Source organism: Campylobacter sp. JMF_04 NA10 (assembly GCF_027737655.1).
In the GTDB taxonomy this organism is placed as follows: Bacteria; Campylobacterota; Campylobacteria; order Campylobacterales; family Campylobacteraceae; genus Campylobacter_B.
In genome coordinates, this window is the sequence record NZ_JAOVTZ010000004.1 from 1 (window position 1) to 14,074 (window position 14,074).

General features: G+C 41.8%; 10 protein-coding genes, 6 tRNA genes and 1 pseudogene. 6 read left to right on the forward strand and 11 right to left on the reverse strand.

Features of this window, described 5'->3' with window-relative positions; all coding sequences use genetic code 11:
- Positions 1 to 2,934 (reverse strand): annotated as a pseudogene (locus OFO12_RS05995) (hypothetical protein); the annotation flags it as partial.
- A gap of 289 nt (positions 2,935 to 3,223) precedes the next feature.
- Positions 3,224 to 3,299, reverse strand: a tRNA-Ala gene (locus OFO12_RS06000).
- Between the two features lie 116 nt (positions 3,300 to 3,415).
- On the opposite strand from OFO12_RS06000, the gene OFO12_RS06005 reads away from it, so the two are divergent.
- From OFO12_RS06005 to OFO12_RS06030, 6 genes are all read left to right on the forward strand, one after another.
- Positions 3,416 to 3,490: transfer RNA gene (locus OFO12_RS06005), tRNA-Gly, on the forward strand.
- Between the two features lie 24 nt (positions 3,491 to 3,514).
- A tRNA-Leu gene (locus OFO12_RS06010) sits at positions 3,515 to 3,604 on the forward strand.
- Positions 3,605 to 3,622: 18 nt separating this feature from the next.
- A tRNA-Cys gene (locus OFO12_RS06015) sits at positions 3,623 to 3,696 on the forward strand.
- 18 nt (positions 3,697 to 3,714) lie between these two features.
- The gene (locus OFO12_RS06020) at positions 3,715 to 3,867 is read left to right on the forward strand and encodes a hypothetical protein (RefSeq protein ID WP_270858610.1); all 153 of its coding nucleotides are present in this window, start codon (positions 3,715 to 3,717) and stop codon (positions 3,865 to 3,867) included.
- A 6-nt stretch (positions 3,868 to 3,873) separates the two neighbouring features.
- Positions 3,874 to 3,961: transfer RNA gene (locus OFO12_RS06025), tRNA-Ser, on the forward strand.
- Positions 3,962 to 4,082: 121 nt separating this feature from the next.
- Complete coding sequence (locus tag OFO12_RS06030; RefSeq protein ID WP_270869836.1) at positions 4,083 to 4,622, forward strand: hypothetical protein; 540 nt, start codon at positions 4,083 to 4,085, stop codon at positions 4,620 to 4,622.
- A gap of 80 nt (positions 4,623 to 4,702) precedes the next feature.
- Here OFO12_RS06030 and OFO12_RS06035 read toward each other — a convergent pair whose 3' ends face one another.
- The 9 genes from OFO12_RS06035 to OFO12_RS06075 form a co-directional block, all read right to left on the reverse strand.
- Positions 4,703 to 5,047 carry a phenylpyruvate tautomerase MIF-related protein gene (locus OFO12_RS06035; protein WP_270869837.1) on the reverse strand — a complete coding sequence of 115 codons (345 nt, stop codon included), beginning with the start codon at positions 5,045 to 5,047 and terminating at the stop codon, positions 4,703 to 4,705.
- 113 nt (positions 5,048 to 5,160) lie between these two features.
- Positions 5,161 to 5,547 carry a cupin domain-containing protein gene (locus OFO12_RS06040; protein WP_270864667.1) on the reverse strand — a complete coding sequence of 129 codons (387 nt, stop codon included), beginning with the start codon at positions 5,545 to 5,547 and terminating at the stop codon, positions 5,161 to 5,163.
- A 19-nt stretch (positions 5,548 to 5,566) separates the two neighbouring features.
- On the reverse strand, positions 5,567 to 6,088 hold the full coding sequence (locus OFO12_RS06045; protein WP_270869838.1) for an ester cyclase: 522 nt from the start codon (positions 6,086 to 6,088) through the stop codon (positions 5,567 to 5,569).
- 21 nt (positions 6,089 to 6,109) lie between these two features.
- Positions 6,110 to 6,547: a MarR family winged helix-turn-helix transcriptional regulator gene (locus tag OFO12_RS06050; RefSeq protein WP_270869839.1), complete on the reverse strand. Its 438-nt coding sequence runs from the start codon at positions 6,545 to 6,547 to the stop codon at positions 6,110 to 6,112.
- Between the two features lie 95 nt (positions 6,548 to 6,642).
- Positions 6,643 to 8,064: an SPFH domain-containing protein gene (locus OFO12_RS06055; protein ID WP_270869840.1), complete on the reverse strand. Its 1,422-nt coding sequence runs from the start codon at positions 8,062 to 8,064 to the stop codon at positions 6,643 to 6,645.
- An 81-nt stretch (positions 8,065 to 8,145) separates the two neighbouring features.
- Positions 8,146 to 8,233: transfer RNA gene (locus tag OFO12_RS06060), tRNA-Ser, on the reverse strand.
- 81 nt (positions 8,234 to 8,314) lie between these two features.
- Entirely contained in the window at positions 8,315 to 9,766 is a 1,452-nt protein-coding gene (locus OFO12_RS06065; protein ID WP_270864664.1) for an efflux transporter outer membrane subunit, read from the reverse strand.
- On the reverse strand, positions 9,756 to 12,902 hold the full coding sequence (locus OFO12_RS06070) for an efflux RND transporter permease subunit (RefSeq protein ID WP_270869841.1): 3,147 nt from the start codon (positions 12,900 to 12,902) through the stop codon (positions 9,756 to 9,758). The genes OFO12_RS06065 and OFO12_RS06070 overlap by 11 nt, the downstream gene beginning before the upstream one ends.
- Before the next feature lie 6 nt (positions 12,903 to 12,908).
- The gene (locus OFO12_RS06075; protein ID WP_270869842.1) at positions 12,909 to 14,009 is read right to left on the reverse strand and encodes an efflux RND transporter periplasmic adaptor subunit; all 1,101 of its coding nucleotides are present in this window, start codon (positions 14,007 to 14,009) and stop codon (positions 12,909 to 12,911) included.
- Between the last annotated feature and the right edge of the window lie 65 nt (positions 14,010 to 14,074).

Here is a 14,074-nt window from a genome sequence, read left to right on the forward strand (position 1 = left end):
GTTGAAATTTAGAGTGCCGTCGAAATTCGTAGTTAGCTGGCCAACTCTAAATGAGCCCTCATAGTATGAGCCACTCGCATTTTCTTGTTTGCCAAATGCACCCACACCAGCGTAGTATGCGTCCCCGCTACCTTTGGTGCCGTCATCTAGGTAAGCGTCGTAATCGACATTGCCGTATTCGATGAAAATACCCATTGTAAATTCACCCTTGCTATTTGGTGCTTTGCCTGCAAGACCTGCGTTTGCGTTAAAGCCCAAACTATCTACATGAGAGCCTGTGTTGTAGCGTTTGTCGTATCCCTCAAAGATAGCATAAGGGAAAAGCTCGGTGTATCCATCAGGTATAATGCGCTCTAAGTGGTTTGAGATGAGATATGAACCCTCCCAAACAGCCGCCATACCAGCAATCCTTGCTTCGTTGAAAATTTTGGTTTGGTCATTGACTATGACAGGGGTTGGTTTAGCATAGAGATCTAAAGAACCATCTGGCATATCGATTTCTAAGCTAGCCCCGATTTGTAGCTTCATGCTGTTTGCTTTTGGATTTTTGATTTTTCCTTTTTCAGATTTTAGCAAATGCACTCTACCGCCATTATCTTCTATATTGCGCAGACTATTGCTATATACTCTCACATCTGATTTACTCAAATCAGTATTACTTCCGTCTGTTAGTGTGATAGCAGTGCTATCATCGGCTGGATTTTCAGGCAAATAAAAATTAATATTGCTAAAATTTTTGACATCTTTTACCTTAATCTGACCCATTTTTATTGGGTTATCTCTATCTTTGCCTACATTTAGGGTATTTCCGCTAGGACCGCCATCAAGCGTAACATTGCTTAAATCTAAATCCCCTTTTGGAGAGATTGTGATTGTATTGCCACTTTTGTCTTGACCAAATTTAGTGAAAAAATCATCTCCACCGATTGTATCTTTTATCTCCTCTGTTATATCGTGATTACCTGCGATATATAGAGATTTTTTATCAGCGCTTACAAACATACCGCGAATATTTCTTGTAAAGGTAGAAGCATTGTCGATAATATAATCTTGGTTTGTTTGATACGCATCGATTACTATACCTTCTGAGTTATCCCAGTCGTGTTTTACGGTTGTGCCACTAGCGCCTATATTTGTATTGTAGTTCGCCATTTTAGTATAGTCGGCTAGTTCGCTTGTGCTATCGATTAGATAAAATTTTGTCTCTTTTTTTGTCAAATCTAAATCTTTGTAAGCAAAGGTATATGTCGTGCCTATGTTGTAAGTAGCTTGTTTCTCTTTGGTTCCGTTTGAAAGCGTTCTTTGAAGAATTTCATCTTCATCTTTTTGTGTTACCAAGGTTACTACTTTTATGGCAGTGCTATCTTTGGCTGTGTATGGTGTATATTTTATTGTTTCGCTTAGGGCTTTTATACCGTTTGCGCCACCACCACTATCTCTGAGCGAATTTACACCAACTCCACCATTTCCACCGACCGTGATTGTTGCTTTTTTGCTATCGCCATTACTTGGGTCTAAAAATTTAACGCTTGCGTCTTTTAAGTTACTAGAATTTGCTCCCGTTAGAGAAAGCACGGCTTTGCTTTTATCACCTTCTTGTAAAACATTGAAATTTAGATTTTCAAAATTTGAAATTTGTCCTGCTTTTCGTGTGCCCCAAGTGCTAGTGCTGTCGCCTAGGATTAGGGTATTTTTATTGCCGTTATTTCCACCGCCGACTATGCCAGAGACTTCGCCACCCATGAAATAAACAGCGTTTCCACTCGTTTCACCACCCTGAGTATATCCGCCGTAGATATTTTCGTTAATAGTGCCACCAGACATAATGACAAGGTTATCTTTTGCAGTTCCGTCAGCACCTTCTTTTACTTCGCCACTGTAAGCAGATTTTAGCTCGGTAGTGCCGTTGATGACAACTATATTATCGCTTGTGTTGCCTAGTTCGCTACTGCCACCGACTACGATACCTTTTGCAAATTTTAAGTCATTTATATATGCTCTGTTGCCAACTGCTTCTGAACTTGATAGAGTAGAGGTATTGGCCTTGATACCGCCCGCATATATAGTATTGCTAGCATTTGGTATTGTTACATTATCTAAGATAAGCTGATTATAGCGGTTATTTCCTTTTGCATTACCTTGCGAATAACCGCCAAAAATACTAACAGTGTTGAAATTTAGCTTCGTTCCGCCACTTATAGATAGGGTATTGTATTCACTATCTCCCGCCCCGTAAGTAGTTCCGCCACGAAGATTGTCCGATTTAGCATTTTGTGAATATCCACCACCCACTATAATGAGAGTATTATACTTAGCGTGATTTGCCTTATCACTTGGAGCCTGCGCTTGACCGCCCCATACGCCTCCAAATTTTGAATTTTCTATATAAACATGGTTGTTGTAAATTGTGCTATCGTTGTCTGAACTAGTGCCACCTTTTCCGCCATAAATATAATAGTTTATATCGGAGTTTTTTACTATTACGGTATTATTTTTTGCTGTACTACCTGCCCCTCTAACCTCGCCACCGATAATATATGGAGTACTACTATTAATAGTAATAGTAGAGTCTGTAATCTCAATAGTGTTTTCCATAGCGTTGTAATTAGCTTTTGTAGATTGACCAGCTCTAATATATTTAGAACCTTTTATATTTGCTTTTGTAATGTTGATAGTATTATTAGTAACATCAGCATCAACATTATCGTTGCGACCACCGAAAACCTCTCCATTAACATAATCATAACAAGTCTCTCCCGCAGGGCAAGCATTGCTAATGGTAACTTGCGAACCGCTTGGACTTTTAGTACCTACATACGGACTAGCGTCATTAGTTCCGATAATTTTATCGGCATTTGCGATATTTACACCGCTAACAGCAAAGAGCACAGCGGCTAAGACGATACTTCCTCTGCTTTGATTTAATGCTTTCATCTCAAACTCCTTTGAAATTTAAAAATGACTGAGATTATAACACAAATCGCGCTAAAAAGCAGATATTTTCAAAAAATTTATAAACTTTTTTTATATTTTTTTTTTTTTTAATTTTAGGAATTTTGCTCGCAATGACACGAAAATTGCGTTTTGGTAATTTTGGTCGCAAATTGCTTTGCTTTCTGCGAAAGCTCGCAATGACAAATAGGGCAAATTTCACCAACAATGATAAAATATATGAAATTTCAAATTCGGCGCAGTGTTAAATAAGTATGGATTTAAAATAAAATGGTGGAGTTAAGCGGAATCGAACCGCCGACCTCTTGAATGCCATTCAAGCGCTCTCCCAGCTGAGCTATAACCCCAAAAAGCTCTGTAATTTTACACTTTTTAGCTTATAATGAATTTAAAAAAACAGAAATTTTGCAAATAAAATAAAATTTTAAGTTTTAATTTGCTAAAATCAGCTTTCGTTTTTGACGCGGGAATAGCTCAGTGGTAGAGCGCAACCTTGCCATGGTTGATGTCGCGAGTTCGACTCTCGTTTCCCGCTCCATGATTTTGTATGTGTTGAAAATGTGCCCGGATGGCGGAATTGGTAGACGCAAGGGACTTAAAATCCCTCGGAATTTTTTCTTCCGTGCCGGTTCAAGTCCGGCTCCGGGCACCACCAAAAACGGCTTAGTGTGGCGACATAGCCAAGCGGTAAGGCATGGGCCTGCAAAGCCTTGATCCCCGGTTCGAATCCGGGTGTCGCTTCCAAAACAACAAGGAGAGTCTATGAAATATATAGTTACGATACTTTTAGTTTTGGCGTTTAGCGGGTGTTCAAACACATGGCAAGGCGTAAAACAAGACTCAAAAAACGCTGGTCAATGGACCAAAGAGAAGGTTCATAACGGCGCGGAGTGGGTCAGCGAAAAAACAGAATAATTCTATCGGGAGATGGCTGAGCGGTCGAAAGCGGCGGTCTTGAAAACCGTTGAGGGTAACACCTCCTGGGGTTCGAATCCCTATCTCCCGGCCACTTTTTTAGATCAAAATTTTTACTTTCTTTTAAAATTTTACCGATAAAATCATTTTTTCGAATTTAAAAATCAAACAGAGCTTGGCATCTGCCTTGCTAATGAAAATTTTAAGGAGATCTTATGAAAAAATTATTTTCTTTTGCTTTGGCTATAATTTTTAGCCTATTTTTAACAGGTTGCGTGGGAAATAGCACACAAACGCCCTCCCAGCCGATAAGTGGCGTGTATAAATTCGATGCTATAAATCTAAATTTCATACAAAATCATCAGCCAGAAAAAGTTGTTTATCAAGACAAAAGCGTCGTAGAAACCAAGTTAAACAATGAAATCAAAAATCAACTAGCGCAAAAAAATCTTTTAAGCGCAAATTCTAGCGAGCAAATTCATATAGATTTAGATTATCAAAGAGAATTTGTAGGGGAGGCAACCTTTGCAAAAACCGATTCTATCGGCAATATCTTCTTTACTTACGAAATCAAAATCATAAAAAACAATGAAATCGTAAGAGCCGTAACCCAAAACAACAAAATGCGATATAACCCTGGATTTTTTGGCAACCTAAAAACGATTGCTGGCGCAAACAGAAGCGATGATTTCGAAAATGGTGCCATTGTCGCAATCGCAAAAGAGTTAGTCGAACAGATAGAAAAAATCAAGTAAATTTAAAATTTAGCCAAATTTTGAAATTTGGCTAAATTTTTCGCCTAAATTTAAATCCAAATTTTAAAGCTCATTTCGCCCTAAAGCATCTTCTCACCTCTGCCCCATAGCGGGATCAGGTGAAATGTCACATACACCTCATCGGGGTTTATGCCAAAGCCACGCAACGCCTCGCTCACAAGCCTAACACAAACCTCGCATTTTGACTTCTCTACGCTAGTTCCTAGCAGCGAGATTGCGATATACGCGCCGCTATCTAGCGCGTTTTGTGCGATAAAAAGCGCCTTGTCGCACTCTACCGCACTCATTATGCTCTCACTTTTTTTACCAAACGCCTCGCTTACGGCATTACAAAGCGCACCCGCCAGATTTGCGCGTGTTTTCTCGTCAAATTTCGCGCTAAATTTCGCATCGATATACGGCATAAAAACCCCTTAAATTTTAAATTTTCCCCACTTCGCAAATTTCAAATTTTGCGCCGAATTTTAAAATTCGGGCGCAGTATTACAAGCCCACGAAGCGAAATTTCCAAATTCCACTATTTTACATTAAATAGCCAGCTTGGCTTAATCCCCTCGCGCAAAACGCCGTCGGTGTCGGTGTATTGCTCCAAAGAGCCAGCCTTGACCTGGATACAAAGGAATCTAATCGCCTCATCGCCTGCGCTGATACAGCGTTCGCCGCTTGGGTCGATTTTGAAAATATCGCCCTTTTTGATTGCGATTTCTTCGCCGTCGATGAAAAGCTTGCCGCTACCTTCAAGGACGATATAGACCTCCTCGTTTTGGACATGCGCATGCACGAAAGGCACGCTAATGCCCGCTGGTAGGGTGTTTAAGCTAATCTCGCAACCGCTTAGACCCAAAAGCTCTTTAAACTCGACGCGCTCGTTGCTATCGAGCCTTGCAAAAGTGTAGTTTTTCATTTTTTCTCCTTAAATAAGATTATTTTAAAATTTCAAGATCGATTAAAAGCCCCGCAAGCCCCTCGCCTGCGACATCGTTTGTGATTTTGCCATTTTCGTCAAAATAGTAAAAATTCATCGTGCTAAACGAAAATTTCGCTCCGTCCGCCTTTTTGCCGTAAAATTCGCCCCTCTCGTGCGTGCCACTACACTCCCACAAGACAGCCACCACAGCGTCGTTTGCGACGATATCTTTGATCTCCCATTTGATATCAGGGAAGCTTTGCCTCATGAAATTTACCACCGAGATATACCCTGCGCCGCCATAAAGCGGGTCTTTGGAAACTGGGGTGAAAAATGTAGCGTTTTGGTTTATTAGCTTCTCTGCCAAGGCGGTATCAGCGGTGTTTATGGCGGTTTGGAAGTGCGTCATCGCCTCTTTGTTGCACTCGGATTTGGCCCTGCTTTGGTAGCAAATTTGGTTAAAATTTTCAGCCAATGTTTCGTTGGCAGACAAAATTTGTGCCAACAACAAAACAGCAAAAACTAATAAATTTTTCATAAATTTTCCTTTGTTATCTAACTAAATTTTATTTTTAAAATTTTTTATAGCTCGCTCTAAAAGCGTATCTAGCGCATTTAATTCAAACTCACTAAAATCATTTGCCAAAATTTCATTTAAATTCTTTGAAATTTCATCAAATTTAGGTTTTAAATTTTCCCCTTTTTGAGTAAGTTTTATATTTATGCTTCTTGCGTCATTTTCATCTTTTTCTCTTGTCAAAAAACCCTCTTTTTCGAGCTTATCAAGTAGGGTTGTAACAGTGGCTTTTGTGCGATTTATTTTTTTTGAAATTTGCGCTGGTGTCAGTGTTTTACCCCCAAAAAGATAGTGAAAAATATCCCCGTGGCTGGGTGAAATCCCTAAAATTTCAAGCCTTTTAAATTCGTTTATAATGTAATCGTTCGCCTCTCTTACAAGCTGTGCGCTTAAAAATATGCTTTTGCGTTCTTTTTTCATTTTTGCCCCTAAAATTTAGGGCGTATTATAGTTAGATTTCGAATTAATGTCAAGTCTAGTATTATCAAATTTAACCCCAAATTTGGGGTTAAATTTTATTTCTCGCCCTCTTTGGGCTTGGTGATTTTATCGACAAGCTGTTTTCCTAGCTCGCTTTGGGCTAACCCTTCTAGCATGGAAGCGATTTTTGTGCCACCATTCGCGCTTAGCACGCCACCAAGCGAATTTAGCCCCTCACTTACATTGCCGTTGTTTGCGATGATTTTTAGATCAGCGCTAGTTAGGGCTTTGGCCTGCTCTAAGCCGATGTCGCGGTTAGCCTTGATTTGCTCGATTGAGATTAGATATGTTTGATAGCCCTCGTTTTCGCCGATTTCACGCGCTAGCTCGATTTGCGCATTGACAGGGGCTAGCTCTTTTAATCTCAAAGCCTCAGCCTCAGCGGTTCCGATTTTTGCGATACCTTGGCTCTCTTTGTCTTTGATTTCTAAAAGCGCAGCCGCCTCCAAAAACTGCCTTTCTTTATCGCCTTGCGCGATTAGGATTTGGTTTTCTTTTTGGGCTTCGGCTTCTTTGATTTTGGCTGTTTTCTTAGCCTCCGCGTCGATTTCGATTTTGCGCTGTTCTTGCTCGGCTTGGACGATTTCTACTTGCTTTTTAATCTCTGCTTTTTTGACATCTTGGACACGCACGACCTCCATTGCCTTTTCTTGGGTGATTTTTTCCTGCTCTTTTACCACTTGTTTGGCTTGTTCTTTGCTGATTGCAACCTCGCGCTCTTGCTCGACGGTTTTAAGGCCTACGAGTTTTAGGGCTTCTTGCTCTTTGATCTCGGTTTCTCTTTTGGCTTCGATTTCAGCGATTTGGGCGCGTTTGCGGTTTTCGGCGACCTCGACACGGCTGTCTTTTTCGATAGCAGATTTTTTCTTTTCCATTATGTTGAAAATGACCTTTTCGCCATCTTTGTCTTTAATATCCATAAGCTCGATATTTTTCACAGGCGCAATGCCCCAGTTTTCGAGCTGAGATTGAACCGAGACAGTAAAATCCTCGCCTAGGGCTGAGCGGATTGTAAGAATTTCTTCGAGCTCTCGTTTGGCTAAAATCGAGCGGATTGAGCCTTGGATAATATCTGTGAGTTGCTTTTTGAGATCGTCGAAGTCTTTGACCCTTTGGGCGGCTAAATTTGAATCAGCAATGCGGAAAAACGCCGTGATATCTACGACAAATGGTAGCCTACCCACATCGTAAGCCTCGTAAGCCTCGATTTTGATACTAAATACTGAAACTGGCAAAATTATCTTGCTAACGCCTAAAATCGGCACCCAGCCCGGGAAATTATAATACACATTTCCATTGCCAGTATCCTTGCCAAAACTTTGCGTTTTGCGTGCGCTTTGGACGATATGAACCTCGTTTGTCTCCACGACGGTCCTAAAATACATAGCCGCAAGCACACAAATGACTACGATAGCGACCAAACCGCCACCAAATCCAATCAAAACAGGCGAAAACATCACCCCTCCTTGTAATAAAATTTAAGGCGCAATTATAAGCAAAATTTGATTTAAATAAAATTTATTCTGTAATTTGCATTCTGGCAGACAGGAAGGGATTCGAACCCTCGGAGGCTTGCACCTCACACGCGTTCCAGGCGTGCTCCTTCGACCACTCGGACACCTGTCTAAAAAGGTTTGGATTATAACTAAAATTTTAAATTTGAAGCTGAAATTTGAAAATTTGCGGAATTTTAAAATTCCGCAAATTTTACCTAAATATCCTATCTATCGGCACAGCAGACATATCAGGCGCAGTATCGGCATCAGCTCCTAAAATCTCTTTTAGCTCCTCATCGCTTATGCTAAATCCCCCGCCAAGCGCCTTGTAAGCATTTACGCTAGCTTCTAATTCCTCTAAATCAGCGCCTACTTTGGCAAGTTCTGTGTTTAAAAGATTGCGTTGCGCGTCTAGGAATTCTAAATGGCTAGAATATCCAGCGTTATAAAGCTCGGTCGCGTCTTTGTAAATTTTGCGTTGCGAGCTTAGTAAATCGCTCATCGCTTTTTTGCGTTCTTTTGCGTTTTTAAGCGTCGTAAGGGCGTCTTTGACATCGCCAAGAGCCGTTTTTAGCGCCTTGTCATAAGCGATAAAAGATGAGTTTTGATCGACATTTGCGATATCGACCCTCTTTTTAGTTCGCCCAAAATCAAGCAAAGGCCCCACGAGCGAGCCACCGATACTCCACGAGCTAGTAGTCGAGCTAATCAATCTATCAAAATCGCTACTTGCATAGCCAAACGCCCCAGTTAGCGAGATAGTCGGGAAATACCCTGCCTTGGCAACGCCTACAAGGAAATTGCTAGCGCGCAAATCCTCCAAGGCCTTTGCCACATCTGGGCGATGAAGCAAAACATCACTTGGCACGCCACTTGGGATTTGTGGGGCATTAGGAAGTTTTGCGGCTGTGAGGATTTGCGGATTTACGACCCCGTCATAGCTTTTGCCGGCTAAAATTGCAAGCGAGGTTTGCACCTGAGAAATTTGGTTTTGCACGGCGATTAGGCTTGCTTTGGCGTTTTGCACAGCGGCACTTGCTTGGCTAAGTGTGATTTGATTTATCGCGCCAGCTTCTAGCTCTTTTTTGCGGTAATTTTGCGTCTGCTCGTAGCTTTTAAGCGATTTAGTTAAAATTCTTTCTTGCTCTTTTAGGGATAAAAGCGCGAAATACGAGCTTGCAACCGCGCTAGTGATTGTGTTTTTGGCTGTTTCATAATCGTATTTAGTCCCCATATACTGCGCCGCGCTAGCACCCACGCTATTTCGCACCCTACCCCAAAAATCAATCTCATAGCTAAGTGGCGCCGAAATCGCGTAAGAAGCGTGAGAATTTGAATCAGGCATATTAGCATAATTATTCTGGCGCATTGCAGAGCCTGAAATTCCGATATTTGGTAGATATTCAAGCTTGCTAAGACCCAAATTTAGCCTTGCGCGCTCGATATTATTCAAAGCTAGCATTAAATCAGAATTATTCGCCAAAGCACTATCAATTAGCGCATTTAGCTGGGTGTCGTTGTAGCTTTTCCACCACATTTGGCTCACATTTGTCGCCTCGTATCCAGATCTATACTCGATATGGCGAGTAGGCATATCAGGCTTAAAGCTACAACCACTAATCAGTGCGCCAGTTAAAATTCCTAGTAAAATTTTAGTTTTCATCTTTTTCCTCTGATTTTATTTTTCGCTTATCTAGCCACGCATTAAAGCTCTCCAAAAGGTAGAAAAATAGTGGCACGAAGAAAATAGCTATCGTCGAAGCAGCCAAAATTCCACCAAGCACGCCAGTTCCTAGCGCGTGACGGCTAGCAGAACCTGCTCCTGTGGCAAGTACCATAGGCAAAACGCCAAGACCAAAAGCCAAAGATGTCATAACAATCGGTCTAAAACGCATTTTTGCAGCACTAATCGCCGCTTCTGCGATACTTTTTCCGCCGTGTTGATACTCTTGCATAGCAAATTCGACGATTAAGATTGCATTTTTTGCCGCAAGTCCGATAAGCAAAATAAGTCCGATTTGAAAATATATATCGTTATTTAATCCCCTAGCCCATGTGAATAAAAGCGCACCAAACACGCTAAATGGCACGGCTGTAAGAACCGCCATTGGCATTAGCCACCTCTCATACTGTGCCGCCAAAATCAAAAATACAAACAAAAGTCCAAACGCAAATGCCTTTGCGCCGGTTCCTGCTGCATTTACCTCTTGATAAGCCGTGCCTGACCAGCCAAGTGTGTATCCAGTAGGGAATTCGCCCAGAATCGTATCTCTAATAGCATCAATCGCCTGACCAGAAGTATATCCTGGGGCAGGATCGCCCATAAGTCTAGCTGCTGGGAAGCCATTGAAACGATCGACTATATCAGGACCTTTGGCGCGTTCTAAATTTACAACCGAATCAAGCGAAACCAAATTTCCACTAGCTGAGCGCACATAAAGTGTCCTTAAATCATTTGGCGTATCGCGGAAGAGCTGTTCTGCTCTCATATAGACGCGGTATGTCTTACCCAAAAGGTTAAAATCATTTATGTAGTATTGTCCGATAGTCGAATTTATCGTCGTAAAAATATCAGGGATTGAAATTCCAAGCATTTTGATTTTTTCCTTATCTAGGCTTAGATTGTATTGCGGGAAATTTACATCTAGCGTAGAGCGGACATTTTGCAAAGCTGGATTTTGCGAAGCTTTTGCGACTATTCGCGCCATATCATCGGCGATTTGTTGATAGTTTTTGCCCGTAGTATTTTCTGCATACACTTCAAATCCACCAGTCATTGATAGACCGTTGATTGGAGGTGGGGTTAGGGCAAAGGTCATCGCGCTTCTATCCATGACAAAAAGCTGTCCAGTTAGCGCGTTTGCGATTGATTGGGCTGATTGGTTTGCCTCAGGGCGAACTTCCCAAGGTTTGAGTTTAGAGAAAAATACGCCTGAATTTTCCCTAGCACCACCTGCCATCATATCAAATCCCGCGATTGTGGTGATTGCTTCGACATTTGGGTTTTGTGAAAGTGTGCCACGCAAGAAATCCATGTGCTTTTCAGTAGCTACCAAAGGTCTAGCCGACGGAAGTGTCGAAAAGCCCATTACATAGCCTTTATCCTCGGCTGGCACAAGTCCGCCCGGGGTGATTTTAAATAGCTCTAACATCACAAAAATAATAATTCCCACAAGGCACAACGATAAAATCACATGGCGCAAAATTTTAGCAACACCTGCCGAGAAAAGGCGGGTTGAAAAATCGAAAAATTCATTAAATTTACGCACTAACCAAAACGGCTCGGCCTCTTTTTTGCGAAGTAAAAGCGCACACAACGCAGGGGTTAGGGTAAGGGCAACAAATCCAGAGAAAACCACAGATGAAACGAGTGTGAGTGCGAATTGTCTTTGGATAACGCCGACAAAGCCCTCCATAAAAGCAACCGGCACGAAAACCGCCGCCAAAACAAGCACGATTGAAATTACCGGACTTACGATCTCGTCCATTGCCTTAATCGTGGCCTCTTTGACACTTAAATTTCGCTCTTCATGCAAAATTCTCTCCACATTTTCGATAACGATAATAGCATCATCGACGACGATACCAATAGCCAAAACTAGGGCGAAAAGGGTAATTAAATTTATCGAAAATCCAAAAGCGTAAATTCCGATAAACGCTCCACAAATCGATACTGGCACCGCTAGCATTGGAATAATCGTCGCTCTAAAATTTCCTAAAAACATATAGATAACCAAAACGACCAAAATCATCGCTTCTACGAAGGTATGAATAACCTCTTCGATAGAGACCTTTACAAATTCTGTCGTATCGTATCCGTTGCTATAAGTCAGCGCGCCTGGGAAATTTTGCTTTAACTGCTCTAAACGCGCAGTTACGGCATCAAGCGTAGCAATGGCGTTTGCGCCGTTTTGTTGATAGATGAAAACTGGCGTTGCGTCGTATCCTTGGTATTTACCATTAATGATAAGGCTCTCAGCCCCTAGCTCGACCCTAGCGACATCTTTTACACGCAAAAATTTACCATCATCACTGGCTCTAATGATTACATTTTCGAACTCTTCGACCGTTTTCAAACGCCCTTCTGGCTGGATTGCATAGACATAAGGGTTACCCAAATCGTTTGGTTGCTCGCCTAGCTTTCCGGCTGGGTATTGGCTGTTTTGCTCTCTAATGGCTGCGATTATGTCAGACGATACGATATTGTGTTTAGCCATAAGTCCTGGATTTACCCAAATTCTCATTGAGTAATCCTTCGTGCCAAGAGCCTGCGCGTCACCCACACCGCTAACGCGTTTTAGCTCATCGACGACATTAATGCTGACATAGTTTTGGATTTCAAGCGGGCTCATTTGTCCTGTTGGATCATAAAAGAAAAACGCAGAAAGTATCGATGATGAACGCTCCGTAACGCTAACGCCCATTCTTTGCACTTCGGCTGGAAGCGTGGTTAGGGCCGGATTTACTCTGTTATTTACATTTACAAGTGCTTCTTGCGGATTGGTGCCGACCTTGAAAAACACGCTGATATTTGCCCTACCTGACGAGCTAGATGATGAACTCATATAAATCATATCATCGACGCCGTTGATTGCGTTTTCTAGTGGCGAAGCGACGGTATCAGAGATAGTCTGCGCGTCTGCGCCACTATATGTGGCTGTAACTGAAATTTGAGGTGGGGTGAGTTGCGGGTATTCCTCCACAGGAGCGATAAATAGACAAATCGTTCCAGCAATAACGATAATAATCGAAATAACGCTTGCGAAAACTGGGCGATTGATAAAAAATTTAGAAAACATACTTGCCTACCTAGCCTTTGTCGCGTCTGTTTCTGGCGGAAGCGGGGTTACTTTGGCGCCGACTTGAATTTTTGAAAAATTATCCAAAACAATCAAATCGCCCTCGCTCAAACCCTCTGAAATGGTCATAGTCGTAGAATCTTGGGCTATAACTTTTACGATTTTTTTGGCCACGGTGTTGTTTGCATCTACGACATAAACGATAGAGTTGCTTAAATCTTGCAAAACTGCGATTTGCGGGATTTGGAAGCCATCTTTTTGCACGAAACCATCGACTGAAATTCTAGTATAAATTCCTGGTTGAATTTCATAATTTAGGTTGTTAAATTGCGCTTTGGCGCTCACGCTTGCAGTCGCGCTATCTACGACGCTATCGATGAAAACCACATTTCCTTCATAAATTTTGTCATTAAAGGAAATTGTAGCCTTTGTGTTTTTCATATACCAATCGCTACTGGCTAAATTTCTATCAATTTTCATCTTATCGGTATCAGAAATCCCAAATTTCACATAAATTGGATTTAATTTTGTAAGTCTGACTAGATTTTCACCTACGCCCACAAACGAGCCAGTATCTTTTTGCGTATCGCCTACAATGCCGTCAAATGGGGCTTTGACAAGGGCATTATCAAGGTCGATTTTCGCACTTTCGAAATTTGCCTTAGCCACTTCGTAAGCTGATTTTGCGCCGTCAAATTCGCGCGCTGAAATGGTATTGCTCGCCTTTAATTTCCTAGCGCGCTCGTAATCTGCGCTGGCGTTGTTTAGGCTAGCTTTTGCGCTATTAAAAATCGCTTGATAGCGAGATTTGTCGATTTCATAGAGCCCCTCGCCCTTTTCTACGCGCACGCCAGGGGTGAAAAGCTGTTTTTCTATCGTGCCAGAAACCTGCGATTTTAGCGTTACATCTAAATCGCTCGCGGTTTCGCCGTTAAATTTTAGTGCGATTGGAACATCGGATTTTTGGGCTTTAAAAACAGCTACTTGAAGCGGTGGCATACCGCCAGCACCCTTGGCACCCGCTCCTGCGCCCTCTTCTTTTTTTTCGAAATACGAACATCCGCTAAGTAGCGCTAGCGTCGCAATTAGTGATAAAATTTTCTTCATACAAACCTCGGTTATTAAATTTTAATAATTAAAGTAAAAAGCTGTCGATTTTATCCAAATTCTGC

What these genes read in the sequence shown, in the direction of transcription:
- OFO12_RS06020 (WP_270858610.1), top strand. Translation starts at nt 3,715, where the DNA reads ATGAAATATATAGTTACGATACTTTTAGTTTTGGCGTTTAGCGGGTGT.
- OFO12_RS06030 (WP_270869836.1), top strand. Translation starts at nt 4,083, where the DNA reads ATGAAAAAATTATTTTCTTTTGCTTTGGCTATAATTTTTAGCCTATTT.
- OFO12_RS06035 (WP_270869837.1), bottom strand. Translation starts at nt 5,047, where the DNA reads ATGCCGTATATCGATGCGAAATTTAGCGCGAAATTTGACGAGAAAACA.
- OFO12_RS06040 (WP_270864667.1), bottom strand. Translation starts at nt 5,547, where the DNA reads ATGAAAAACTACACTTTTGCAAGGCTCGATAGCAACGAGCGCGTCGAG.
- OFO12_RS06045 (WP_270869838.1), bottom strand. Translation starts at nt 6,088, where the DNA reads ATGAAAAATTTATTAGTTTTTGCTGTTTTGTTGTTGGCACAAATTTTG.
- OFO12_RS06050 (WP_270869839.1), bottom strand. Translation starts at nt 6,547, where the DNA reads ATGAAAAAAGAACGCAAAAGCATATTTTTAAGCGCACAGCTTGTAAGA.
- OFO12_RS06055 (WP_270869840.1), bottom strand. Translation starts at nt 8,064, where the DNA reads ATGTTTTCGCCTGTTTTGATTGGATTTGGTGGCGGTTTGGTCGCTATC.
- OFO12_RS06065 (WP_270864664.1), bottom strand. Translation starts at nt 9,766, where the DNA reads ATGAAAACTAAAATTTTACTAGGAATTTTAACTGGCGCACTGATTAGT.
- OFO12_RS06070 (WP_270869841.1), bottom strand. Translation starts at nt 12,902, where the DNA reads ATGTTTTCTAAATTTTTTATCAATCGCCCAGTTTTCGCAAGCGTTATT.
- OFO12_RS06075 (WP_270869842.1), bottom strand. Translation starts at nt 14,009, where the DNA reads ATGAAGAAAATTTTATCACTAATTGCGACGCTAGCGCTACTTAGCGGA.